Raw genomic sequence first — 24,073 nt, forward strand, 5'->3', positions numbered from 1 at the left:
TAATCTGAGGGCGGCGTCGTGACGACACCCACAGCCCGACCCTCGCGCGCAGGGCCCCGACGCCCGACCGCCCGGTAGGGCGGTGCCGTCCCGGGCGGTCGGTCGACGCCGGCGGGCACGAGGCCCGACGGACGTCAGGTCAGAGCAGGCCGAGCTTGGCCGCGCACCCGGGCCACTGGCCCCAGCCGGACTGCGCCTGCAGCTTCTTGGCGAGGCGCGTCTGCTCGGCGGCAGAGTTCTCCGACGGGAGGCCGGAGCCGCCCATCGCGTGCCAGGTCTGCGCGGAGAACTGGTACAGGCCGTAGTAGCCGTTCCCGGTGTTCGTCGCCGGGTTGCCGCCCGACTCGCACTGGGCGAGGTCGGCCCACACCCCCGCGGGCGCCGAGCCGGTGGCCTTCGACGTCGAACCGGACGACGAGCCCGAGGAGCTCGACGACGAGGACGAGCTGCCGGAGGAGCTCTCCTTCGGCTCCGGCTCGGGCTCCGGCTCCGGGCGCGCCTTGGTGCCCTCGACGACGACCTCCGTGACCGGCTTGGTCGTCACCTTGTCCGAGAGCTTCTTCTTGGCGACGACGTCGCCGTCGACCGTGGTCACGCGGTACGTGAGGGTGCGCTCGCCGTCCTTGCCCTCCTGGGCGACCTTGGCGCCCAGGTCGGCGAAGCGGTCGGCGTCCTTCTCGGTACGCGCCTTGTGGTCCACCGCGACCTTCTTGGTGACCTTCTTCGTCTCGACGCGCTCGATGACGATGCGCACCGCCGGGTCGCCGTCGGTCTTGGCGGTCTGACGCTCGACGAAGACGTGGTCGTCGTCGTCGGCGGTCAGGCCGAGACCCTGGAGGATCGCCTCCAGGCCGACGGAGCCGTCGTCGACCACCGTGGTGGTGCCGTCCGCGACGACGGCGACCGGCTGGTCGGCGTCGAGCTGCAGCGGCAGCGACGCGCGGTCGCCGGAGCGGGAGGCGACGAGGGAGACGTCGGAACCGCGGGCGTCGAGGCCGCGCAGGGCCTCCTCGGCGTCCAGCGCCGTGACCCACACGTCGTCCTGCTTGCCGTCGACGTCCACCGTGAGCTCGTGCCCGGAGCGGACCACGACCTGCGAGCCGTCGCGCAGGGCGGCGTCGACGGACGGGGTGACGGCGTCGCGCTCGCCCACCTCGACGCCCTGGGCGTCCAGCAGGCCGGCGACGGAGCCGGAGAAGGTCGAGACGGTGCGCGTCGCGCCGTCGATGTCGAGCGTCACGCTCTTGCGCGCGCTCTCGTAGGCCGTGGCCGCACCGCCCGCGACGACGAGCGCGCCGGCGGCGAGACCCGCGATGAGCGGGAGCCGACGGCGACGGCGCGTGGCGGTCGTCGCGGAGGCGGCCGCTGCGTCGGGCCCAGCCTCGGGCATCGACTCGGCCGAGGAGTGGGGAGTCTCGTTCGAGGGGTTCACACAGGTCCAGTCGTCGTGCGGTCCGGTCACGACGGCGGGGTCCCGGCTGGCTGTCGGGGTCGTGGTCGATCCGGTGGCTCCGAAGACCGTAACCGGATCGTGACCATCGGCCAAGCCTGGTTATGGTACGGATGCCCGCGTCTGTCCCCTGCTGTCCGATAAGTCGCCACGACCGGGGTGACCTGTCTCACACGTCGCCCGAGCGTGTCGGGACCACGACCCCGGTGTCGGCGGGCTCGACCGGCAGCGGTCAGTACCAGCCCACCGACACGGAGTGGCTCCAGGCCCCGCAGGGGGTGCCGTACCGCCCGGAGATGTAGCCCAGGCCCCACTCGATCTGCGTCGACGGGTTGGTGCGCCAGTCCGACCCGGCGGTCGCCATCTTCGAGCCGGGGAGGGACTGCGGGATGCCGTACGCGCCGCTGGACGGGTTCTCGGCGTTCCAGCGCCAGCCCGACTCCTTGTCCCACAGCTTCTCGAGGCAGGTGTACTGGTCGGCGCCCCAGCCGCGCTCGGCGGCCATCGCCTTGCCGATCGCCTTCGCGGAACCCGGGTCGGGGTTGGCCGTGGAGACCTCGAGCGTGCCCACCACGACGACCTCGTCCACCGGCTTGCGCGTGACCTCGCGGTCGACCACGGTGCGCTCCACCTCGGCGCCGTCCAGGGTGCGCACCTCGTAGGTCGTGACGCGCTCCCCCGGCACGCCGGCCGTGCGCACCACCTCGTACCCCTTCGGCAGCTCGTCGGACTCGACGCGCTCCGTCTCGAACGGGATGACCTCGGTCTTCCGGTCGGCGTCCGTGTTCCCGCGGCTCACCATGACGACCATCCCGTCGACGGCCGCCGCGCCGAGCGGCACGGACGTGCGGTCGTGCTCGCCGAGCGTGATGCCCGCGGTCGCGAGCACGTCGCGGACCGTCGACTGCGCCGTGCGGATCGGCAGCACCAGGCCGTCCACCGCCACCTGCACGGTCTTCGTGGTCGACACCCGCACAGGGGTCCGGTCCAGCGGAGCGGTGCGCGACGCCGACGTCACGGCGTCCGACCCCCGGGGGCCGAGCGCCGCCAGGAGCTCGCCGACCGTGTGCGCCGTCGTCGGGAAGGTGGTGACCTCCCCGTCGATCTCGACAGTCACCTCACGGCTCGAGCGGACCACGACCTGGCCGCCGTCCGCCGCGGGCGACGACGCCGCGGGCTGCACCAGGTCGTCCGGGCCGAGCGGGATGTGGTGGTAGCGCAGCACGTCGGCCACCGACGCACCGTAGGAGCCGACGGTCGCGACGTGGCCGTCGTAGTCGATCGTCATCGTCTTGTGCACCTGCGTGACCGCGACCGTGCCGCCCACCAGCGCCAGGACCACCGTGCCGTGCACGACGTGACGCGCGGGGCCCGAGAGGGCCCCGCGGCGTGGGGTCGACGACGGGACCGTCGCCGTGTCCGACGCGCGCTCCGTCCTCGACCTCCGCACGAGCACCAGACCGTAACGGAACCGTGACCAGGGGGGAAGCCCTCGACCGCTCACGAACCGCTCACCCGGGGGCTCACCACGCGCCGTACACGCGCTCGGACGTCGCCGAGAGCGTCCGGCACACCTCGTCCAGCGGGCGCTCGAGGACGTCCGCCATCGCGCGCACGGTGTGCGCCGCGACGTACGGGGCGTTCGGCTGCCCGCGGTACGGGTGCGGCGGCAGGTACGGCGCGTCCGTCTCGACCAGCACCAGCTCGAGGGGCACGGCGCGCAACGCCGCCCGCAGGTGGTCGTTCCTCGGGTACGTCACCGGGCCGGCGAACGAGAGGAACCAGCCGTGCTCCGCCGCGAGCGCGGCCATCTCCTCGTCGCCCGAGTAGCAGTGGAAGACGGTGCGCTCGGGGGCGCCGTCGGCGAGCAGGACGTCGATCACCTGCGCGTGCGCGTCGCGGTCGTGGATCTGCAGCGCCAGGCCGAGCTCCTTCGCCAGCGCGACGTGGGCGCGGAACGCGTCCCGCTGCACGGCCTCCCCCTGGGGGCCGGTGCGGAACAGGTCCATGCCCGTCTCCCCGATCGCGCGCACGCGATCGTGCGACCGCGCGACCTCCGCGACCCGGTCGAGCGCGTCGTCGAGCGGCACCCCGTGGTGGGGCGCCGGGTCGGGCTCGAGCCCGTCCGGGCCGACCTCGCGGACGCCGGCGTGCAGCACGGCCTCGTTGGGGTGGATCGCGACGGCCGCGAGCACGCCCGGGTGACCCGCCGCCAGCAGGTCGACGGTCCAGTCGATGCCCGGCAGGTCGCAGCCCACCTGCACGACCCGGTCCACGCCGGCCGCCGCTGCGCGGGCGAGGTGCTCGGCAGCGGTCGGGACGGGCTCGCCGTCGGGAAGGATCCCGGCGATCGCGTCGAGGTGCGTGTGGTTGTCGGCGACGGGCACCGGCAGGGGCGCGGGCTCCGCCGGGAACCCGCGCTCGCGCTTGCGCCCCACCTCAGGCCTTCTCGCGCAGCCGCTCGAGCTCCTCCTCGACGATCGAGTCGTCGAGCTTGGTGAACACGGGGGTGGGCTTCGCGATCTCGGTGCCCGGCGTCACGGGACGCGACTCCCACGAGGGGAAGTCGTAGTCGCCCGTGATGACCGGGTACTGCCGGGTCTCGTCGTCGAGGTCGGTGACCTCGTCGATGCGCGGCTGGGGCGCGAAGGTGCCGGTGCCGCCCATGGTCTCGTGCACCTGCTGGGCGGAGTGCGGCAGGAACGGGCTGAGCAGCGTGTTGCAGTCGCTCACGGCCTGCGTGACCGTGTGCAGCACGGTCGCGAGGCGGTCCGGGTCCGTCTTGAGCTTCCAGGGCTCCGTCTCCGACACGTACCGGTTGACGTCGCCGACCACGCGCATGGCCTCCGCGACCGCCGCCCGCTGCCGGTTGGACTCGATGAGCCCGCCGACCGTGCCGAACGCCGCGGACGTCGACTTGAGGACGCCGCGGTCGACGTCGGCCAGCTCGCCCGGCGTCGGGACCTGCCCGAAGTTCTTGTGCACCATGCTCGCGGTGCGGTTCACGAGGTTGCCCCAGCCCGCCACGAGCTCGTCGTTGGTGCGGCGCAGGAAGCTGTCCCAGGTGAAGTCGACGTCCTGGCTCTCCGGGCCCGCGGCCGCCACGTAGTAGCGGAACGCGTCCGGCTGGTAGCGCGCCAGCATGTCGCGGACGTAGATGACGACGCCGCGCGAGCTCGAGAACTTCTGCCCCTCGACGTTGAGGAACTCCGAGCTGACCACCTCGGTGGGCAGCTGCAGCGTCCCGTACGGGCCCGGCGTGCCGCCGCGCGAGCCCTTCCCGTCGTAGGCCAGCAGCTCGGCCGGCCAGATCTGGGAGTGGAACGTGATGTTGTCCTTGCCCATGAAGTAGAAGGAGCGGGCCGTCTCCTCGTTCCAGAACGCGCGCCACGCCTCCGGGTCGCCCGTGCGCCGCGCCCACTCGATCGACGCCGAGAGGTACCCGATGACGGCGTCGAACCACACGTACAGCCGCTTGGCCGGGTTCTCCTCCCAGCCCTCGAGCGGCACCGGGATGCCCCAGTCGATGTCGCGCGTCATGGCGCGCGGCCGGATGTCGTCGAGCAGGTTGAGGCTGAAGTTCAGCACGTTCGGGCGCCAGCCGGTGCGGGTGCGCAGCCAGTCGCCCAGCGCGTCCGCGAGCGCCGGCAGGTCGAGGAAGAAGTGGTTCGACTCGACGAACTTCGGCGTCTCGCCGTTGATGCGGCTGCGGGGGTTGATCAGGTCGATCGGGTCGAGCTGGTTGCCGCAGTTGTCGCACTGGTCGCCGCGCGCGCCGTCGTACCCGCAGATGGGGCACGTGCCCTCGATGAACCGGTCGGGCAGCGTGCGGCCGGTGGACGGGGAGATCGCGCCCATCGTGGTCTTCTCGACCATGTAGCCGTTCTTGTACACCGTGCGGAACATCTCCTGCACGACGGCGTAGTGGTTGCGCGTCGTCGTGCGGGTGAACAGGTCGTAGGACAGCCCGAGCGACGTGAGGTCCTCGACGATGACGCGGTTGTAGCGGTCCGCGAGCTGCTGCGGCGTCACGCCCTCCTGCTCCGCCTGCACGAGGATCGGCGTCCCGTGCTCGTCCGTGCCGGAGACCATCAGCACGTCGTGACCCGCCATCCGCATGTGCCGGCTGAAGACGTCGGAGGGAACGCCGAAGCCGGCGACGTGGCCGATGTGCCGCGGGCCGTTGGCGTAGGGCCACGCCACGGCCGAGAGGATGTGGGTCATGCGGGCGATTCTAGGGCCCGCGCGACGGGGCGTCCCGAGCCGTCCGCACCCCGGCTCCGGCCCGCTGCCTCCGCCCGTCAGCCGAAGGTGACCCGCACCAGGCGGTCGTCGCCGTCCCGCGGCGAGCCGCGGCCGTCGGTGTTGTTGGTCAGCACCCACAGGCCACCGGCGTCCCCACCCCCGGGCTCGACGGGCGCCACGTTGCGCAGCCGGCCCAGCTCGCCCGCGAGCAGGGCCTGGGGCTCCCCGAGCGGTCGGGCGCTCCCGTCGACGTCGACCGCGCCCTTGCTCGCCCCCGGGCTCGGGTCCTCCTCGTCCGCTCCCGAGGCCGTGCTCCCGAAGGGCACGCGCCACAGCCGCTCGCCGCGCAGCCCGGCGAGGTACACGGCGTCGTCGGTCACGGCCAGGCCGGACGGCGACGCGTCGGAGGTGGGCCACCAGGCGACCGGCGCGACGGTGCCGTCGCCCGCCTGCGGCTGACCCTCGAGGCCCGGCCCCTCGACGTCGGGCCAGCCGTAGTTGCCGCCCGCCTCGATCTGGTTGAGCTCGTCCCACGTGTTCTGCCCGAACTCGCTCGCGAACATCCGGCCCGAGGCGTCCCAGCCGAGGCCCTGGACGTTGCGGTGGCCGAAGGTCCAGACCGGCGAGCCGGGGTCGGGGTTGCCGGGCGCCGGATCCCCGTCGGTCGTGACGCGCAGGATCTTGCCCGCGAGCGACGCGGCGTCCTGGGACGCCTCCCCGTCCCCCGCGTCACCGGTGCCGACGTAGAGGAAGCCGTCGGGGCCGAACGCCAGCCCGCCGCCGTCGTGGTGCCCGGCGCGCGGGATGCCGTCGAGGACGGTCGTGAGCCCGCCGAGCTCCGTCCCGTCCAGTGCGCCGCGCAGCACGGCGTTGTCGTCGGCGCCGGTGCGGTAGACGAACACGTCGCCCGAGCCCGGGTCGCGCGCGACGCCGAGCAGCCCGCCCTCGCCGTCGGGGGTGGTCTGCGCGGCGAGCGCGTCCGCACCGGGACCGGTGACGTCCGTCGTCGTGCCGGCGTCGGGGTCCACGACCACCAGGCGGGCCTCGTCGCGCAGGCTGATCAGCAGCGCGCCGTCCGGCAGCGCGGCGAGCCCCCAGGGCACGTCGAGACCGTCGACGACGGTCTCGACCGAGACCTCCGGCGTGGCCGCCGGTGCCGCGGAGGTCCCCGCAGGGGTGTCGCTCGCCGTCGGTTCCGGGGACGACGACCGCGTCGCCGGGTCCGGGTCGTCGCCAGGGCCGCCGCAGGCCGCGAGCAGGAGCACGAGCGCCGCGACGGGGGCGGCGGCCGCCGGGCGGCGGGTCGGATGGCGCCTCATGACCCCATCCTGCTGCGCACGGCCGCCACCGTCGACACCGAGCCGCCGGACTGGCATGCTCTCCCCCAAGAACCGGTCAAGGGGGACTGCGATGTCGATCACCGAACGCCTGCGACGCCTGTTCCGTCGTGGCGGCCGGACCCGTCCCGCCGCGCGGCCGGGCCTCCCGCCCCTCTCCGTGGCGGAGGAGCGCGGGCGGCCCGCTGCCGGCACCATGGCCGTCCAGCCGCTCTACTGCCCCGACTCCGCGGGCGGCGGCTACTGCTGACGCGGCCCGGGCGCTGGTGCCCCGGGTGACCGTCGTCGACACCAGACCGACTCGCGACCTACTCTTGACGAACGGTTCTCGGACTGCGGTTCCGACGGAGGAGTCGTCATGAATCTCAGCGCAAGGCTCAGGGCCACGTTCCACCGCCGCGAGAAGCTGCCGCGCCTCGATCCCTCCGAGCGCCGCCCGCCCTCCTGGGCCGCGGACCCCCGGCTCGAGCCCGACAAGATGGACATGCGCAACCGTCGCTCCGCGGACGCGTTCGGCATGGGCTACCTGGACGGCGGGGGATTCTTCGACGGCGGTGGTGGCGGCGGCGACGGTCCCTGATCCGCCGCGCACCGTGGCAGGCTGGGTGGCATGAGCGATGCCGTGCCCGCCTCCGTCCGCGCCCTGATCGTCGTCGACGTCCAGCCCACGTTCTGCGAGGGCGGCGAGCTCGCCGTCGACGGCGGGAACCAGGTCGCCGCGGACGTCGCGGCCTACGCGGCCGCGCACCGCGACCGGTACGAGATCGTCGTGACCACGCAGGACTGGCACGTGGACCCGGGCGACCACTTCAGCGACCACCCCGACTTCGTCGACTCCTGGCCGCCGCACGGCCTCGCCGGCACGCCGAACGCCGAGCTGCACCCCGCCCTCGCGGACCTGCGCCCGGACGTGTCCGTGAAGAAGGGCCAGTACGCCCACGGCTACTCCGGCTTCGAGGGCACGGACGCCGACGGCCGCACGCTGGAGCAGGCGCTGCGCGACGCCCGCGTCGAGGCGGTCGACGTCGTCGGCCTCGTCGAGTCGCACTGTGTCAAGCGCACCGCCCTCGACGCCGTCGGCCTGGGCCTGGCGACGCGCGTGCTCACCGACCTCACCATCCCCGTCAGCCCCGAGCAGGGCGAGCAGGCCCGCGCCGAGCTCGCCGCCGCCGGCGTCGAGCTCACCCCCTCGACCGCCGCCTGACGGCCGAACATGCACCCGTGCACGTTCTGAGCGCTCAGGACGTGCACGGGTGCATGCTCGGCAGCTACTTCGCGGCGAGGGCGGCCGCGTAGAGGTCGCGCTTGGGCACCCCGGCCGCGGTGGCGACGTCGGCGACGGCGGCCTTGAGCCGCTCCCCCGCGCGGACGCGGGCCAGGACCTCGGGCACGAGGTCCTCGACGCTGGGAGCCGCACCCGCGGGCGCGCCTCCGACGACGACGCAGATCTCGCCGCGCAGCCCCTCGCCGCCCGCGGCGCGGGCGTCGGCCTCGGCGACGACGTCCGCGAGCGGGCCGCGGAGCACCTCCTCGTACGTCTTGGTCAGCTCACGGCAGACGGCGGCGGGCCGGGCGGGCCCGAACGCGTCGGCCATGGCGTGCAGCGTGTCCGTGATCCGGTGCGGCGCCTCGAAGAAGACCATCGTGCGCGGCTCCGCGGCGAGCGCGCCGAGCCACCGCGACCGCTCCCCCGCCTTGCGCGGCACGAACCCCTCGAAGGTGAACCGGTCGGTGGGCAGCCCGGACAGGGCGAGCGCGGTGAGCACCGCCGACGGACCGGGGGCCGCCGTCACGCGCAGGTCCCGCTCCACGGCGCGGGCCACGACGCGGTAGCCCGGGTCGGACACCGCGGGCATGCCGGCGTCCGACACCACGAGCACGGTGCCGCCGTCCGCGACGACGTCGAGCAGCTCGTCGGCGCGGGCCTCCTCGTTGTGCTCGTGGTACGACGTCACACGCCCGGCCACGGTCACGCCCAGTCGCGCGGCCAGGGCGTGCAGGCGGCGCGTGTCCTCGGCCGCGACGACGTCGGCCTCCGCGAGCAGCCGGCGCAGCCGCGGCGACGCGTCCTCCGCGTTCCCGATGGGCGTCGCCGCGAGCACGACCGCCCCGGCCTCGGAGTGCGGGGCTGGACGGGTGTCGGGAGACGGCGCGGCGGAGGGCTCGGGGGTCATGGTGACCAGCGTCGCACGCCCCCTACGATGACCCGGTGACCGCCCCCGACGCCGACGCCACCGCCACCGGCGATCCCGCGCCCGCGGGCACGCCGCCGAGCCACGCGCGCCACCGCGCGGCCGAGGCCCCGGACGGGACGCCCGCGGCCGACGGCACGCCGGAGCCCCCGGCGCACGGGGCCCCGCCGCCGGCATTCCCTGGCGCCCCGGCACCGCCGTCCCCGATGCCCGCGGACGGCGACGGTCGCACCACGCAGGCGAAGCTGCTGGAGCGGCTGCTCGGCGCGCGGCGCGTCCGGCTCGACCTGCGCCGCCGCGACCGGTTCTGGGGCTGGTTCGGCACGATCGTCGTCACGCTGCTGGCGGCGGCCACCCGGCTGTGGCAGCTGGGGCAGCCGCACAAGCTCGTGTTCGACGAGACCTACTACGTCAAGGACGCGTTCACCCTCGGCCGCCTCGGTTTCGAGGCGCAGTGGCCCGACGAGCCGAACCCGGCGTTCGAGGCCGGCGACGTCCTCACCTACCTCGACAAGGCCGCCTACGTCGTCCACCCGCCGATCGGCAAGTGGATGATCTGGCTCGGCATGGACGCGGGCGGCGGCGCCACCAGCTCCTTCGCGTGGCGGCTGTCCAGCGCGGTCGTCGGGATCCTCGCCGTGTTCCTGCTGGTCCGGATCGCCCGCCGGCTGTTCTCGTCGACCACGATGGGGGTGGTCGCGGGCCTGCTGCTCGCCGTCGACGGCGAGGCCATCGTGCACTCCCGCACGGCCCTGCTCGACCAGTTCCTCATGTTCTGGGTGCTGGTCGCGTTCGGCTGCCTCGTCATGGACCGCGAACAGGCCAGACGCCGGCTCGCGGGCCGGGTCGCGGAGATCCTCGACGCCGGCGGCACCGTGGCGCGCTACGGTCCGCGGCTGGGCTTCCGCTGGTGGCGCCTCGCCGCGGGCGTCAGCCTCGGCCTCGCCTGCGGCACCAAGTGGTCGGGCCTGTGGTTCGTCGCCGTCTTCGGCATCCTCACCGTGCTGTGGGACCTCGCGGCCCGCCGCGCCGCCGGCGTCGGCCGCTGGTGGGAGGACTCCCTCGTCGTGGACGCCGTGCCCGCGTTCCTCACGATCGTGCCCACCGCGATCGTGGTCTACGTCGCGTCGTGGTGGTCGTGGTTCGTGAACCAGGGCGCCTACCTGCGGCAGTGGGCGGCCGAGCACCCCGGCGAGGGCGTCACCTGGCTGCCCGACCCGCTGCGCAGCCTGCTCCACTACCACCAGCAGATGTGGGACTTCCACACCGGGCTCTCCTCCGACCACCCGTACGCCTCGCACCCCCTGGGCTGGATCGTGCAGTGGCGGCCGACGTCGTTCTTCTGGGAGAAGGAGACCCCCGGCCAGGGCACGTGCCCCGCCGACGCCGCGGAGGCGTGCGCCCGCGCCGTCACGTCGCTCGGGAACCCGCTGCTGTGGCTCCTCGGCGCGATCGCCCTCGTCGCGACGATCTGGCTGGGGATCCGGCTGCGCGACTGGCGCGCCCTCGCCGTCCTGAGCGGCACCGCCGCCGGCTGGCTGCCCTGGTTCGCCTACGCGCCGCCGTTCAGCGACCGGACGATCTTCACCTTCTACTCGATCGTCTTCACGCCGTTCGTGGTGCTGACGCTCGTCTACCCCATGGTCGTGGCGCTGGAGCGCACGGAGGGACGACGGCGCGAGCGCTCGCTCGCCGTGGCGACGATCGTCGCCGTGCTCGTCGTGATCCTCGCCGTGTCGGCGATCTTCTACCCGCTGTGGACGGGCATGCAGGTGCCGTACTCCTACTGGCAGAACGTCATGCGGCTGGAGTCCTGGATCTAGGAGCTCCGGCTCTCACCCACCCCCGCACTGGGGTTTCCCCTAGCAGTGGTCAGACCACTCCCGTGCGCCGCCGAAGACTGGGGACCGTTGCGACGGCGAGTCACCGGACGACGGAGAAGACCTCCACGGCGAGCATCCTCGCGCGATACGCAACGCGACCGCACGAAGGGTGAGGCCATCATGAACACGAGGACCAAGGGGATCGTCGCCGGTGTCGCAGGTGCCGCTCTGCTGCTCGGCGCGGGGGGCACCTTCGCCCTCTGGCACGACCAGGGACAGGTCGCCGGGGGCGTCATCCGCGCCGGCCACCTGAAGGTGCAGGCGGAGGAGACGCAGTGGTTCGACGTGTCGCCCGACCGCGGCGACGCCCAGGACCTCACGAGCGAGGTCGGCCCGGCGCTGAGCTGGGACGTCAACTGGCTCGGGGAGGAGCAGTCGCTCCCGATCGGCGTCACGACCGAGTTCCAGACCCTCGACCCTGACGCCACCGGCTCCGCCACGGGCCAGGTCGTCGGTCACCAGATCGACCTCGGCACGTGGCAGGCGGTGCCCGGCGACTTCGTCCTCGGGCAGACGCGGGTGATGGCCTACGCCGAGGGCGACAACATGGAGGCCCGGCTCTCCGTCCACGGCGCCTCCCTCGACGGCGAGCTCGCCCAGGGGCTGGGCCTGAAGTTCTTCGTGACCGACCAGAACGGGAACGTCGTGAGCGGCGCCCACGACGTGTCCGAGGCCGCCGACCTGCACTTCCCGGGGTCGGGCATGCAGGAGCTGCGGGTGTTCGTCCTCGGGAACCTGCCGCGCGCGATCGACCGGCAGGACCTGACGGGCACCGAAGCCGTCCTGCAGGACATGAACGTGATGCTGGAGCAGATCCGCTGACGGCACCCGCCACCTGACGCCTCCCGGGCCCGGCGACCACCGCGGCCCGGGAGCCGTCGGCGGCACCCGCTGCAGACCCTCTGAAGGAGGCTCTCCATGAAGCGCGCAGCCAGCCTCGCCGCCGGCGCCCTCGCCGGCGCCATGCTCCTCGGGTCGACCGGCACCACCACCGCGGCCTGGCGGGACGAGGCTCCCGCCCGGGCCGCGACCCTCGCGGCCGGCGACCTCGACGTCACGCTCGACGCCGCGGACGGGTCCCCGGACCCCGGCACGATCGAGCCGAACGGCGAGCTCACGGCGTCCTACGACCTCGGCACGGCGATGCGCGGGGACAACCTCGACGCGGTCCTGCGGCTCGCGGTCCCGGCCTGGCGCGACAGCACGCTCCTCGAGGTCCTCGAGATCTCGGCCGTGGTCGAGCAGGACGGCGTGGAGGTGGCGACCGGGGCGCTCGACGACGAGGGCGCGTTCCGCTTCGACGGCGCGCCCGACGTCCCCGTCGAGCTCCCGCACGACGCCGCCGGCGCGCTCACCGTGACGCTCACCGTGGCGATGGACCCGTGGGCGGGGAACGCCTACCAGGGCCTCCGGCTGGAGGACGGCGACCTCGTCGCGGACCTGTGGCAGGTCCGGGCGGGCGAGTCGGTGGACGACCGCGAGCGCCTGTGGAGCGACTCCGCGGCGGTTCCCGCGCCCCCCGTCGTGAGCGGCTCCCTGGAGGTCGAGGTCGACGCGGCCCCGCGCGCCCGGGAGGACGACGCCGCCCGGTCGGACGACGAGGCCGAGCCCGACTCCTCCGACGCGACGGCCGACACCGAGCAGGCCGACCCGGCCGAGGCGCCGGACGACACCGCCCCGGAACCTGAGCCGAGCACGGAACCCGACGCGGAGCCCGAGCCTGCGGAGACCTCTCCCGCCGAGCCCGAGCCCACCGAGCCCGAGCCCACCGAGACGCCCGACGACGGACCGTCGGACGCCGGCGAGGCTGACGCCGAGCCGGAGCCCGAGTGGGCCGACGACCTGCTCGACCTGCTCGACCGGGCCGGTCTCGACGAGGCCGCCGTCGACCCGGACGAGCTTCCCGCCGAGGTCGAGGAGTGGGCCGAGGCCCAGGGGATCGCGCTGGACGACGTGCGCGCCTGGCTCGAGGGGAGGACGTCATGACCACCAGCACGGGGCAGGCCCCGGCCGTCGGCACGACGTCGTCCCCCGCACTCCGGTCGCGCCCCGCCGGGCGCCCGCGGCGCGTCCTCGGGAGGATCGCGTCCGTCCTGCTCGGCGCCGTCATGGTCGCCCTGCTCGCGCTGGCCGGGGCCGCCGTGGTCGTCCCCAAGGCCATGGGCGCCACCCCGCTCACGGTGCTGACCGGCTCGATGGAGCCGGCGCTCTCCCCCGGCGACGTCGTGGTGGTGCGCCCGGTCGACCCGGCGGACGTCCAGGTGGGCGACGTCCTGACCTTCCAGCCCGTCTCCGGCGACCCCACCCTGGTGACCCACCGGGTCGTCGGGATCACGTGGGGCGGCGACGGGGCTGCCGGCTTCATCACCCGCGGCGACGCCAACGGCGCCGACGACGACCCGATCGTCGCCGACCAGGTGCAGGGCCGCGTCGTGTACTCGATCCCGCTGGTCGGCCACGTGACGAACGCGTCGTGGGCGCCCACGGCGGTGAAGGTCGCCGCCGTCGGCCTCATCCTCTACGGCGTCGTCGCGGTCGTGACGCCCGACCGCTCGCGGGGCACCCGCCGTCGCGCGGAGCGGACCACCGACCGAGAGAAGGGAGCATCGTGATGACCAGGAACCGCACCCGGGCCCTCGCCCTCGCCGTGGTGCTCGCCGCCACCGGGGCCGTCGCCCCGTCGGCCTCCGCCGTGGTCGCGGCCTCCGCGACCGCCCCGGCCATGATCGTGCGGGCGGACGCGGCGAGCCCGGTCACCCCCGAGCACGACACCGACGGCACGCCCCTCGTCCGCCTGACCGGCGCCGTGACGCCGGGCGACGCGATCCTCGTCGACGGCTCGCTGCTCGGCGAGGTCGTCGTCGTCCCGGGCGACTCCGGCCGGGCGGTGCTGCGGGTGCGCAACGACGGTCCGACCGCCGGCACGCTCACGGCGAGCGTCGTCGACGCCGTCGCCTTCCGCGACGCCGGCAATGCGAGCTGGGCCGACGACTCGTTCTACGACGACCTGACCGTCAACGGGGTCCCCGCCACGCAGCTGGAGGGCCGCCGGACGGTGATCCACGAGGTCGCCCTGGACCGGGGGGCCACCGTCGACATCCCCGTCGACTACGCCTTCCCGGTGGAGGCGACGAGCGGCAACCGCGCCTTCGTGGGCGAGCGCGTCTTCACGTTCGACCTCCTGCTCCGCATCCTCGGCGACACCCCCGACCCCGACGCACCGGCCGAGGACCCACCAGGCGACGACGGTCCCGGCGCGGTCCCCGGCGACGACGGACCGGGGTCGGGCACCGCGGACGGCAGCACGGCCAACGGCGGCACCGGGACGACCCGCACGGCCACCGGCGACGCCGGCACCAGCGGGCTCGTCGCCCGCACGGGCGGTGCCGCTCTCCCGGCCGACCCGCCCTGGCTGCTCCTCGCGGGCGCGCTGCTCGCGCTCACCGCGGCCGGCGCCGCCCGGGCCCTGCGCCGCCACCGGGCGACGTCCCGCGAGGTGTCCGAGTGAGACGAGGGGTGCGGGCCCTGCTGGTCGCGGTCCTCGCGCTGTCGCTCGGCGGCGCGGCGACCGTGACCTGGCTCGGGCTGCAGGGCGGCGACACGTGCGCCGCCGCCCAGCGCGACCTCGACGGCCGGTGCGTCCGCCTCGACGCCCGGCCCGACGTCGCGGGCGCGGACCTGCGCCCGACGGGCGGCCGGTTCCAGGCACCGGCCCAGGACCTCGACGTCCCCCTCACCTCGATGTCCGCCACGGGCGGGGCGCTCGACCCGCCCACGCTCACCGAGGCGTTCGAGGTCCGGGACCCGGGGCGGACCTCGGCCGAGGGCAGCCGGCCCCGGCTCGTGGCCGTGCACGCCGTGCGCGACGGGCGCGCGCCCGGCAACGCGTTCTTCGAGCCGGGGGCGCACGACCCCGTCGTCACGGTCTCCCCCGGTGACGAGCTGCGGGTCGACGGCGTCACCTACCTCGTGGAGAGCACCGAGGTGCTGAGCAAGGCCGACGCCGCGGCCTCCCCCGACGTCTGGGGACACCGCCCGGACGGCGAGGCGCGCCTCGTCGTGCTCACGTGCCTGCAGCGCGCAGGGAGCACCGGAGCCGCGCGGGACAACCTGGTGATCCACGCCGTGCGCGCCTGACCAGGCCGTGCACGCAGGACGGACGGCAGCCGCTCCGGTTGCCTGAAGGCGACCCCCCTGTCGACGATGAGGGGTGGTCCGAGACGCGGAGCGGGACGAGCGTCGTGCCTTCGCGCTCATCGCGATGACCGGCGTCGCGCTGATCGCTGTCGTCCCGGCCGCCGAGCTCGCGCTCTGGGAGATGGAGGGCATCGCGCCCGTCGACAGCACCGGTGCGCCGGTGTTCGGGCAGCCCGAGCTGGTGTTCGTCGTCCGCGTCACCGCCCTCCTCGTCGGTGGAGTCGTCGTCGCGAGCGCGCTCGCGGCGGCGCTGCTGCTCAGGCTGCACATCCTGCACTGGTCGCGCGGGGCGCGTATCGCCCTCGTCGTCGGCCTGAGCCTCGGGATCGGGGCCACCCGCACCGGAGCGGTGTACCTCGGCCTGCCGCAGGGCGCGTCCACCGAGTTCCTCGTCGTCGAGACCGTGCTGGCCACCCTCGAGGCGTCCTTCGCGATCTCGATCGCGCTCTACTACGTGGGCACCCGTCGCCGCATCCGGGACGAGGAGCGTCGCCACCTGGAGGAGACGCAGCGCACCGAGCTCGCGCGCATCGAGGCCGAGAAGGAGGAGCTGCGGGTGCGGCGCGAGGTCTCCCGGGAGCTGCACGGGGGCCTGCAGCAGCGCCTCGTCCTGGCGATCCGGGAGCTGGAGACGGTCCGCGACGAGCTGCGGCGCGCCGGACAGGAGAGCGCGGCGCGCTCCGTCGAGGCGGTCTCCGAGGCGCTGGACGAGTTCCGCGAGTCCGAGGTGCGCACGGTGGCCCACACCCTGTACCCCCTGGCGGGCGACTTCGCCCTGTCCGCCGCGCTGCTGCTCCTCGCGGACCGGCTGCCGCCGACGGTCCGGATGGACGTGCGCTACGAGGGCGTCGCCGACGCGCTGCTCGCCGGGTACGACCTGCCCCCCGCGGACCGGGTGATGCTGTTCTCCATCGTCGAGGAGGGGGTCAACAACGCCGTGCGGCACGGGCGGGCCGGTGTCATCGACGTCGTGGTCCGCGGTGACCAGAGCGCCGACGGCTGGGGCACCGCGCTCGTCACCGTCGACGACGACGGCGTCGGGATCGACGGCGAGCCGGAGCTCTCGGGGATCGCGCGCCTGCGGGCACGGGTGCAGGGTCGGGGCGGGGAGCTCACGCTCGGCCCGTCACCCGCGGGAGGGGCCAGGCTGGCCGCCAGGCTGCCGGTGCTCGTCGTCGCGCCGCCCGGGGCGGAGAGCCGACGATGACCGCCGCCCCCCGCACGCTGCGCGTGGCCGTCGTCGAGGACGAGGCGATGGTGCGCGGCCTGGTCCTGGCCCTGTTGCGCGGGCAGCCCGGCATCGAGGTCGTGGCCGACGCGGCGGGCCAGCGCGCGGCGCTCGACGTCATCCGGCCGGCCGAGGCCGACGTCGCCCTCCTCGACATCGAGCTCGAGGACGGCAACGGCATCGCCCTCGGGCGTGCCCTCCAGGAGCGGGACCCCGCGCTGCGAATCCTGCTCGTGTCCAGCCACAACCTCCTCGCCCTGGTGCGCTCGATCAGCGCCGCCGCCCCGACCGCGTGGAGCTACCTGTCCAAGCGGTCGTCGGCCCAGCCCGGCGAGCTCGTGCGGGCCGTGACCGCGGTGGGGAAGGGCCGGGTCGTGATCGACCCGGCCCTGGTGAGCCGCTCGGTGCCGCGGTCGGACACGCCCCTGGCGCTGCTGTCCGTGGCGCAGTTCCGGGTGCTGCAGCTCGTCGCGGAGGGACGCGGGAACGGCCGGGTGGCCGCCGAGCTCGGCATCACGCCGAAGGCGGTCGAGGCCCACCTCACCAGCGTCTACAAGCGGCTGGACCTGCCGGACGGGGCCAACAACCGCGTCGCCGCGGTGCTCGAGTTCCTCCGGCAGTCCGTGCGCCCCGGGGCCTGACCGCGCTCCCCTCGCTCAGACGGTCGGCCAGTCGACCTGCGGGGTCTGGTGGAACGCCCACCCGCCGGCACGCCAGGCGGGCGCCTGCGCCGCGGTGCGGGCGCGGAACCCGTCCCAGTCCTTGCGCTCGGGAGCGGTCCAGGCGACCTCGGCGACGGCGCCGAGGCGCGGCAGCAGCATGGAGAACAGCTCGTCGCGGGTGGTGATCGTCTCGGTCCAGACGGCGGCCTCGACGCCCTCGACGGCGTCGGCGGGCAGCCCGTCGATGACGGCGGTCGGCTCCCAGTCGTAGGAGTCGCGCAGCTCGACGTACCCCGCCCAGTGCAGGCCGAGCTCGTGCTCCGGCGTGTACTTCATGTCGAGGTAGGCGTGGTTCCCGGGGGACATGATGAACCGCGCGCCCGCCTGCGCCGCCGCGACGAAGCGCGCGAACTCCTCGCCCTTCGGCTCCCAGTACTGCAGCAGCGTGCCCGGCTCGACGGGGCCGCGCGCGCCCTCCTGCCAGAAGATCGGCGTCTTGCCGTGCTCGCGCACGATCCGGGCGGCGAGCTCGACGAACTTCGCGAACTCCTCGACCTCCATCGTGTGCACCTCGTCGCCGCCGACGTGCACCCAGTCGCCGCGCGTCATGGCGGCGACGTCGCCGATGACGTCGCGCAGGAACGGCTCGGTGGCCGGGTTGTCGAACCAGAGCCGGGAGAAGCCGACCTCGATGCCGTCGTACGGCTCGGTGGGCAGGCCGTCCTTCGTCAGCGCCCCGTACACCTGCGTGGCCGCGTTGATGTGCCCGGGCATGTCGAACTCGGGCACGATCGTCACGAACCGCGCGGCCGCGTACTCCTGCAGCTCGCGGAAGTCGTCCACCGTGAGGAACCCGGCCGTGCCGCCCCCCACCTGGCTGTCGGACGCCTTCTCCAGCTCGGGGCGCGACGGCGTCTCGATCCGCCAGCCCTGGTCGTCGGTGAGGTGCAGGTGCAGCACGCGCAGCTTGAACGCACCGACCAGGTCGACGACGGCGCGGATGTCCTCGGGCCCGAACCAGTGCCGCACGACGTCGAACGACAGCCCGCGCCAGCCGTACCGGGGGGCGTCGTGCACGACGACGGCGGGGACCTCGCGCGCAGCACCCGCCTCGCCCGCGGCGGGGACGAGCTGGCGCAGCGTGCGCACCGCGTGCAGCAGGCCGACCGGCTCGGGCGCGGTGGCCTCGACGCCCGCCGTCGTGACCCGCAGCGTGTACCGCTCGGGGTTGTCGGAGCCCTCGGGCCCGGCGGCGGCGTCGAGCCGCAGCACGACAGGCGTGGCGCCGTCCGCCTCGGCGGGCTCCTGGCCCGGCACCGTGTCGACGACACGCACGCCCACCGCCTCGAGCTGCTCGGCCGCGACGACGGCGAGGGCGTCGTCCGGCACGACGAGACGGGCGACGTCCAGGGCGAGCGGGGCGGTGTCCTGCCCGTCGACGACGGTGGGCCACGGGATCAGGGACAGCACGATGATCGGTCTCCAGGGGCGCGGGCCGACGGCACCCGGTCGGCGCCGACGGAGGATCGAAACGTTACGTTAGCGATCCTGCCGAATCGGCCGAACCCCTGTCAACGACGCCGCGCGACGACCGCCGCCCGTCAGGAGGTGGCGATCAGCACCGGCGCGGGATCGGACGGCACGACCGGCCCCGTCACCCCGGACGCCGGACCCGACCACCCGAGGTGCACGCCGTCGGGCAGGTCGGCGCTCACCTGGTTCCACACCCACTCCCCGGTGGTGGCGCCGCCGGTCAGGTCGGCGAGGACGAGCGTCTCCACCTGGGGCACCGAACGCAGCAGGGACCGGTCGGGCACGGACTCCGGTCGCGTCTGGTGCACGACCAGCAGGGCCGGCGGAAGGCCCTCCCGCGACACCAGGTCGGCCAGGTAGGTGGTCACCTCGCCGACCTCGGCCGCCGTCATCTGGTGGGACGTCGTCGCGGCGCCGTCGCCGACCCGGGCCTCAGGGTGCAGGGCGACCCCCACCCCGGGCGTCCGCAGCAGCGCCTCGGCCGCCCGCACCTGCTCGACCACCGGCGCGGTGCCGGCGCCGACGTCGAGCAGCACGTACACCCCGGCGTCCCGCGCCGCGTCGACCAGCGGGCGCAGGGACTCCACGTCCTCCTGCGTCACCCAGTCGCCGTCCTCGCCCGGGCCGCTCGCGGTCGCGCTGACCGGCAGCACGAGCGTCGGGACCACGGGGTCGTCCGCAGCGTCGTCCGGCGCGTCCTCGCCCGGCGCGTACGCGGCGGCCGCGGCCTGTGCGCGGGCGACGGCGGCGGCCGGGTCGTCCCAGACCGTCGCGTCGACGGCGACATACCGCGCCGGCAGCAGGTGCTGCGAGCCGGTGGGCAGCAGCGCGGCGCGCTCCGCGGCCGCCACGCGCCAGGCGAACGTGCCGGCGTCGCCGAACGACCGCCCCACCCCCACGACGGTGAGCGCCTGCGCCCGGTCCACGGTCTCGACGACGCGCCGGGACGCGAGGTCACCGCCGCGCACCTCGGTCGTCACGGCCCCCGCCGCACGCAGCGAGGCGATCGCGGCCTCCTGCCCCTCCTGCGGGTCGACCAGCGCCAGCACCTCGCGCAGCAGCCGCGGCGCACCCTCGGTCCCCCCCGACGCGGACGGAGAGGCCCCCGGGCCGCCGCCGAGCAGGGAGTCGAGGCGATCGACGAGATCCTCCAGGTCGTCGTCCTCGAGCGTCGGGCCCGCGCCGTCGCCCTCGGCCTCCTCGCCGTCCTCGCCGCCGACGACGTCGGGGCTCACCGTGATCGCCTGGACGCCCGCGGCGTCCGCGACCTGGCGCGCCGCCGCACCCGGGTCGGCCTCGGCGTCACCGTCGGGAGCCTCCGAGGCGTCCGTGCCGTCGGCGTCGCCGTCGCCCGGTCCCGCCTGGTCACCCGTGACGACGACCGCCGCACGCGCACCGAGCCGCTCGATCTCCTCGGTGACGCCCGGCCCGGCGCCGTCGGCCAGCAGGGCCGGGGCGTGCAGGGCCACCGCCGCGGCGGCCAGGGCCTCCCGCGCCCCCGCGTCGTCCGCGTCGGCGAGGACCACGACCTCCGAGCGCGCGAAGACCGTCTGGCTCGTCGTGAGCGCGAGATCGGCCGGGTCGGCGGCGTCGAGGAGCACCGTGTGCGTGGACAGGTCGCGGACCGCGACGGCCGGGGCGCCCGTCGACGGGCTCGCCGCCTCGCCGGGCGGCGAGGCCGCGCAGCCGGTGAGGGCGAGTGCACCGGTCAGGACGACGGGCAGGACGAATCGGACGTTCCGGAGGGGCACGCCCCTCATCTTTGCGCATCCACCGACCGCTGGTCGACGGCCTCCACGACCTCGCCACACCCGCGCGGCAGGACACGCCGGACGGTCGGGACGCCGCGCCGGTCAGGAGCCGGCGAGCAGCACCATGATCTCCGCGTACTGCCGCCGCTGGGCGGCGGAGAGCGGCGCGAGTAGCGCCTCCTGCACGCCGTCGAGGACGCCGTCGAGCTCCCGGAGCACCGCGAGGCCGGACGGCGTGACCGACACGATCTTGCGGCGCCGGTTCGTCGCGTCCGCCTCCCGCCGCACCAGGCCGCGGTCCTCGAGCTCCCGGAGCGCGCCGGTGACGTCGCTCCGGTCGATGCCGGTGTCCCGCCCGAGGTCGGCCTGACTCTCCGGCCCCCACTGCTCGAGCGCGGCCAGGAGCCGGTAGTGGTAGCCACGCAGACCGTCGCCGTGCTCGGCGAACGCGCCGGCGAGCAAGGCGGACGACCGCGCCGCGGCGCGCCCCAGCAGCCACGTCGGCCGATCCTTCTGCCGGTCGGGCGTGCGGCGGGGAGGGAGTGGCTCGCGCATGCCCCGAGCCTAGCTGGATGTTGGGACGACCCACGGTTGATGTATGTTGGTTGTACCAATCTTGGACGTTCCAACAAAGGAGCAGGACGATGAGCGACAGCACGACGCGGGTCCTCGTGGTGGGCCGCAGCGCCCGAGCCCTCACCGAGACGGTCGCGATGCTGCGCGCCCGCGGCATCGCGGCGAACGCGACCAACCGGTTCGACCGGGTGCTCGAGGACTACGACTCCCGCGACCTCGACCTCGTGCTCTTCGGCGGCCAGGTGCCGCCTCGGCAGCGCGAGCTCCTGGAGGCGGAGCTGCTCCGTCGCAACCCCGACGTCCGGTTCCACAGCGGGCTCGGCGGCATGGCGCCGCTGCTCACCGCCCAGGTGGAGCAGATCGTCGGCGGCCCGGTGCCCGGCGTCGAGCACGACGCCGAGGCCCGCGAGCTGCACGTCACGCTGGCCGACCCCGCGCACGTCACGGCCACGGCACTCTGGGCCGTGCCCGTCCCGCCCGACCCGGTCCCCCACGCCGTGGCGCTCGTCGACGCGGACCTGCCGGCCGGACGGCACGCCGTCCCGGTGCCGCCGGAGGTGCCGGCGCACGGCGCCTTCGCCGCCGTCCGCATCGACGACCGCACCGCCGTCGTCCGCCTCGGCGCAGCCCCGCGACCGGCCGCTGGTGGCACGGTCGGCGCGCCGCTGCCCGCACCCGAGCCGGTGACCACCCGGCTCCCCTGGGAGGCGCCCGGGTCCCGGCGGTCTTGAGCAGGCGATGTCGCACCCGCCCGGCACCATCGGGGGATGCCGAGCGACCTCCTCCTGCGCATCCACGGCCCCGAGTTCCGCACCATGTCCGAGCGGGTGCTGCGCGCCACCGAGCTCACCTCCCGCCTCAACGTGCTGCCGTTCGACGACGAGGCGGGCAAGGCGGAGCTGTTCGAGCAGATCCTCGGCCGTCCGCTGCCGTCGAGGACGACGATCTACCCGCCCTTCTACACGGACCACGGGCTGAACCTCGACCTCGCCGAGCGGGTGTTCGTCAACCAGAACTGCACGTTCCTCGACTATGCCGGGATCCGGCTGGCCGAGCGCGTCATGGTGGCGCCGAAGGTCACGTTCATCACCGTGGGCCACCCGGTCGACACCGACGACCGCAGGGTGTGGCTCACCGGCGGCCCGATCGTCGTCGAGGAGAACGTGTGGATCGGGGCCGGGGCCACCCTCCTGCCGGGCGTGACCATCGGCCGGGACTCCGTGATCGCCGCCGGGGCCGTCGTCGCCGACGACGTGCCGGCCCGCAGCCTCGTCACCGGCGGCAAGGCGACGGTGCGCCGCCGCTGGTGAGGACCGCACCGGGGTGAAAAGCGGCCGGGCGGTTGAGGCCGCCCGCCCCCGTTCCTACGCTGCAGAGGTGTCCGAGGCGGGCCAGGACGTCGACAGCACCTCGCGCCGGCGCCTGCGCCGCGAGGCGTGGGGCTTCGCCGTCGGGTCGCTGTGCTTCCTCGTCGGGGCGCTCCCGCCCTACGCCGACGCGGTCGGCGAGGTCGGGGCGGGCGTCACGTTCGTCGTCGGGTCGGTGTTCTTCACCGCCGCCGCGGTCGTGCAGCTGAGCCTCAGCGGCCGGCGCCCGCCCCGCAGGGGCACGCACCCCGCCGACCGGTGGGACTGGTGGGCCGCCGCGGTCCAGCTCGTCGGCACGGTGTGCTTCAACGTGAGCACGGTCGCTGCCCTGGCCGCGTCCGTCGCGGACCCGGGACGGCTCGGCGCGGGCTGGAAGCCCGACGCGTACGGCTCGGTCGCGTTCCTCGTCTCGTCGGCGTGCGCGATCGTCGCGACCCGCGACCGCGGGCACCTGTGGGACCTGGACGCCCGGACCTGGCACGGCACCTGGCTCAACGCCGTCGGCTCGGTGGCGTTCGCCGCCTCTGCCGTCGGGGCGTACGTGGAGCCCTCCACGGGCACCTACCTCAGCGCGTGGTGGGACCAGGCCGGGACGCTCGCCGGCGCGCTCTGCTTCCTCGTCGCGGCGCTGCTCTCGCGTCGCACGGCCTGACCCGCGGCGGGTTCGAAAGGCGCCCGGGAACGACGACGGCCGCCGCACCAGGTGCGGCGGCCGTCGGCCTTCGGTGGAGCTAGGGGGATTCGAACCCCCGACCTTCTCCAGGAAGCTCGGGCCCGACTCCGGCCGACCGAGGCGCGATTGATCTGTAACTCTTCATGATGCGCGGAGCCGCGGGAACGCCGAAATCTCGCGGATCGCGTAGCCCGATTCTGCCATCCTCGGACAGCGCGAAACCATGAGCAACCGCGCCCACGTGCACAGCGCCGGTGCGTGGCAATCGCGTGGCTCAGGCGCCAATCCGTGGCACGACGCGTGGCACGATTTGAACCGCAAGAGCGATGACCTTGGCCAGCTCACTGAGACCCACGGAGACGCCGTCCTGCTACCCCCAACGAACTTTTCGCCGACACCCGCATCCGCGCCGCCAGCTGAGCCAGGAATGGAGCACACCACGACCACGACGGTCGGCGCGGTAGACGTCCACTACGACGACCAGGGCGGAGCCAGGTCAGCCCTCGTCGTGTGCCGCGATCTGACACTCTCTACAACAGAGTCCGAGCACGTCGCCGACATCGCCGAGGTCGAGCCGTACGAGCCTGGGGGACTGTTCAAGCGGGAACTCCCGTGCATCCTCGCCGTCCTAGACCTCGGCCCCCACCTTGAACTGCTGGTCATCGACGGATACGCCACTCTCGACCCCCATGGCCGCCCCGGGCTCGGAGCGCACGCCTCGGAGACAGTCGGCGTGCCGGTCATCGGCGTCGCGAAGACTCCGTTCCGCACCGCAACCCACGCCGCCCATGTGCTCCGCGGCATTGCGACGCGCCCCCTCTACGTCACCGCCACCGGGCTCGACGTTGCCGAGGCAGCGCTGATCGTCATGGCGATGGCAGGGCCGAACCGGATCCCCGACGCGCTGGCGAGAGTGGACCGCCTTGCGCGCGGCCGAGCTCAGCCCAACTCGCGGTCATCGCCGAGCTGGTGAGGTCTA

General features: G+C 74.5%; 24 protein-coding genes. 15 read left to right on the forward strand and 9 right to left on the reverse strand.

All coding sequences use genetic code 11. The features are described 5' to 3' along the window. Positions 1–139: 139 nt before the first annotated feature. The 5 genes from ACFQ80_RS14410 to ACFQ80_RS14430 all read right to left on the reverse strand — a co-directional run bounded on the left by ACFQ80_RS14410 (position 140) and on the right by ACFQ80_RS14430 (position 7,014). Positions 140–1,462, reverse strand: coding sequence for a transglycosylase family protein (locus tag ACFQ80_RS14410; RefSeq protein ID WP_430564138.1), 1,323 nt, complete (start codon positions 1,460–1,462; stop codon positions 140–142). 220 nt (positions 1,463–1,682) lie between these two features. Then, positions 1,683–2,804, reverse strand: coding sequence for a ubiquitin-like domain-containing protein (locus ACFQ80_RS14415; protein WP_430548735.1), 1,122 nt, complete (start codon positions 2,802–2,804; stop codon positions 1,683–1,685). A 169-nt stretch (positions 2,805–2,973) separates the two neighbouring features. Beyond that, positions 2,974–3,888 (reverse strand): TatD family hydrolase, encoded by a 915-nt coding sequence (locus ACFQ80_RS14420; RefSeq protein ID WP_430564139.1) that lies wholly within the window; start codon positions 3,886–3,888, stop codon positions 2,974–2,976. A gap of 1 nt (position 3,889) precedes the next feature. Further along, a complete protein-coding gene (gene metG, locus ACFQ80_RS14425) occupies positions 3,890–5,674 on the reverse strand; it encodes a methionine--tRNA ligase (protein ID WP_430564140.1) in 1,785 nt (594 codons plus the stop codon). A 77-nt stretch (positions 5,675–5,751) separates the two neighbouring features. After that, complete coding sequence (locus tag ACFQ80_RS14430; RefSeq protein ID WP_430564141.1) at positions 5,752–7,014, reverse strand: PQQ-dependent sugar dehydrogenase; 1,263 nt, start codon at positions 7,012–7,014, stop codon at positions 5,752–5,754. Positions 7,015–7,105: 91 nt separating this feature from the next. Here ACFQ80_RS14430 and ACFQ80_RS14435 point away from each other — a divergent pair, with 91 nt between their 5' ends. The 3 genes from ACFQ80_RS14435 (at position 7,106) to ACFQ80_RS14445 (ending at position 8,236) form a co-directional block, all read left to right on the forward strand. Continuing rightward, positions 7,106–7,282, forward strand: a complete 177-nt coding sequence (locus ACFQ80_RS14435) for a hypothetical protein (protein ID WP_430564142.1) — start codon at positions 7,106–7,108, stop codon at positions 7,280–7,282. A gap of 108 nt (positions 7,283–7,390) precedes the next feature. After that, positions 7,391–7,612: a hypothetical protein gene (locus ACFQ80_RS14440; protein WP_430548730.1), complete on the forward strand. Its 222-nt coding sequence runs from the start codon at positions 7,391–7,393 to the stop codon at positions 7,610–7,612. Positions 7,613–7,642: 30 nt separating this feature from the next. Then, the gene (locus tag ACFQ80_RS14445) at positions 7,643–8,236 is read left to right on the forward strand and encodes an isochorismatase family protein (protein WP_430564143.1); all 594 of its coding nucleotides are present in this window, start codon (positions 7,643–7,645) and stop codon (positions 8,234–8,236) included. 64 nt (positions 8,237–8,300) lie between these two features. Here the strand turns inward: ACFQ80_RS14445 and rsmI are convergent, their stop codons facing one another. Continuing rightward, positions 8,301–9,206: a 16S rRNA (cytidine(1402)-2'-O)-methyltransferase gene (gene rsmI, locus ACFQ80_RS14450; protein WP_430564144.1), complete on the reverse strand. Its 906-nt coding sequence runs from the start codon at positions 9,204–9,206 to the stop codon at positions 8,301–8,303. 35 nt (positions 9,207–9,241) lie between these two features. On the opposite strand from rsmI, the gene ACFQ80_RS14455 reads away from it, so the two are divergent. From ACFQ80_RS14455 to ACFQ80_RS14490, 8 genes are all read left to right on the forward strand, one after another. Then, positions 9,242–11,047 carry a dolichyl-phosphate-mannose--protein mannosyltransferase gene (locus ACFQ80_RS14455; RefSeq protein WP_430564145.1) on the forward strand — a complete coding sequence of 602 codons (1,806 nt, stop codon included), beginning with the start codon at positions 9,242–9,244 and terminating at the stop codon, positions 11,045–11,047. Positions 11,048–11,227: 180 nt separating this feature from the next. Next, positions 11,228–11,929, forward strand: a complete 702-nt coding sequence (locus ACFQ80_RS14460; RefSeq protein WP_430564146.1) for a SipW-dependent-type signal peptide-containing protein — start codon at positions 11,228–11,230, stop codon at positions 11,927–11,929. A 96-nt stretch (positions 11,930–12,025) separates the two neighbouring features. Next, complete coding sequence (locus ACFQ80_RS14465; protein ID WP_430564147.1) at positions 12,026–13,093, forward strand: hypothetical protein; 1,068 nt, start codon at positions 12,026–12,028, stop codon at positions 13,091–13,093. Beyond that, positions 13,090–13,719: a signal peptidase I gene (locus ACFQ80_RS14470; RefSeq protein WP_430564148.1), complete on the forward strand. Its 630-nt coding sequence runs from the start codon at positions 13,090–13,092 to the stop codon at positions 13,717–13,719. Before ACFQ80_RS14465 ends, ACFQ80_RS14470 begins: the two co-directional genes overlap by 4 nt. Then, on the forward strand, positions 13,719–14,615 hold the full coding sequence (locus ACFQ80_RS14475) for a hypothetical protein (protein WP_430564149.1): 897 nt from the start codon (positions 13,719–13,721) through the stop codon (positions 14,613–14,615). Before ACFQ80_RS14470 ends, ACFQ80_RS14475 begins: the two co-directional genes overlap by 1 nt. Continuing rightward, positions 14,612–15,244 (forward strand): hypothetical protein, encoded by a 633-nt coding sequence (locus ACFQ80_RS14480; protein ID WP_430564150.1) that lies wholly within the window; start codon positions 14,612–14,614, stop codon positions 15,242–15,244. The genes ACFQ80_RS14475 and ACFQ80_RS14480 overlap by 4 nt, the downstream gene beginning before the upstream one ends. A gap of 73 nt (positions 15,245–15,317) precedes the next feature. Further along, entirely contained in the window at positions 15,318–16,511 is a 1,194-nt protein-coding gene (locus ACFQ80_RS14485) for a sensor histidine kinase (RefSeq protein WP_430564151.1), read from the forward strand. Then, positions 16,508–17,173, forward strand: coding sequence for a response regulator (locus ACFQ80_RS14490; RefSeq protein WP_430548717.1), 666 nt, complete (start codon positions 16,508–16,510; stop codon positions 17,171–17,173). The genes ACFQ80_RS14485 and ACFQ80_RS14490 overlap by 4 nt, the downstream gene beginning before the upstream one ends. Before the next feature lie 15 nt (positions 17,174–17,188). Here ACFQ80_RS14490 and ACFQ80_RS14495 read toward each other — a convergent pair whose 3' ends face one another. The 3 genes from ACFQ80_RS14495 to ACFQ80_RS14505 all read right to left on the reverse strand — a co-directional run bounded on the left by ACFQ80_RS14495 (position 17,189) and on the right by ACFQ80_RS14505 (position 21,033). Then, complete coding sequence (locus tag ACFQ80_RS14495) at positions 17,189–18,664, reverse strand: family 20 glycosylhydrolase (protein ID WP_430564152.1); 1,476 nt, start codon at positions 18,662–18,664, stop codon at positions 17,189–17,191. Positions 18,665–18,795: 131 nt separating this feature from the next. Then, positions 18,796–20,478: a hypothetical protein gene (locus ACFQ80_RS14500; RefSeq protein ID WP_430564153.1), complete on the reverse strand. Its 1,683-nt coding sequence runs from the start codon at positions 20,476–20,478 to the stop codon at positions 18,796–18,798. Positions 20,479–20,580: 102 nt separating this feature from the next. Next, on the reverse strand, positions 20,581–21,033 hold the full coding sequence (locus ACFQ80_RS14505) for a MarR family winged helix-turn-helix transcriptional regulator (protein ID WP_430548714.1): 453 nt from the start codon (positions 21,031–21,033) through the stop codon (positions 20,581–20,583). An 89-nt stretch (positions 21,034–21,122) separates the two neighbouring features. Here ACFQ80_RS14505 and ACFQ80_RS14510 point away from each other — a divergent pair, with 89 nt between their 5' ends. From ACFQ80_RS14510 to ACFQ80_RS14525, 4 genes are all read left to right on the forward strand, one after another. Further along, a complete protein-coding gene (locus ACFQ80_RS14510; RefSeq protein ID WP_430564154.1) occupies positions 21,123–21,785 on the forward strand; it encodes a hypothetical protein in 663 nt (220 codons plus the stop codon). Positions 21,786–21,821: 36 nt separating this feature from the next. Continuing rightward, entirely contained in the window at positions 21,822–22,364 is a 543-nt protein-coding gene (locus ACFQ80_RS14515; protein WP_430564155.1) for a sugar O-acetyltransferase, read from the forward strand. Positions 22,365–22,431: 67 nt separating this feature from the next. Beyond that, a complete protein-coding gene (locus ACFQ80_RS14520; protein ID WP_430548711.1) occupies positions 22,432–23,073 on the forward strand; it encodes a hypothetical protein in 642 nt (213 codons plus the stop codon). Between the two features lie 448 nt (positions 23,074–23,521). After that, on the forward strand, positions 23,522–24,067 hold the full coding sequence (locus tag ACFQ80_RS14525) for an endonuclease V (protein ID WP_430564156.1): 546 nt from the start codon (positions 23,522–23,524) through the stop codon (positions 24,065–24,067). Positions 24,068–24,073: the final 6 nt, after the last annotated feature.

The organism is Isoptericola sp. NPDC056578 (genome assembly GCF_042793275.1).
In the GTDB taxonomy this organism is placed as follows: Bacteria; Actinomycetota; Actinomycetes; order Actinomycetales; family Cellulomonadaceae; genus Isoptericola.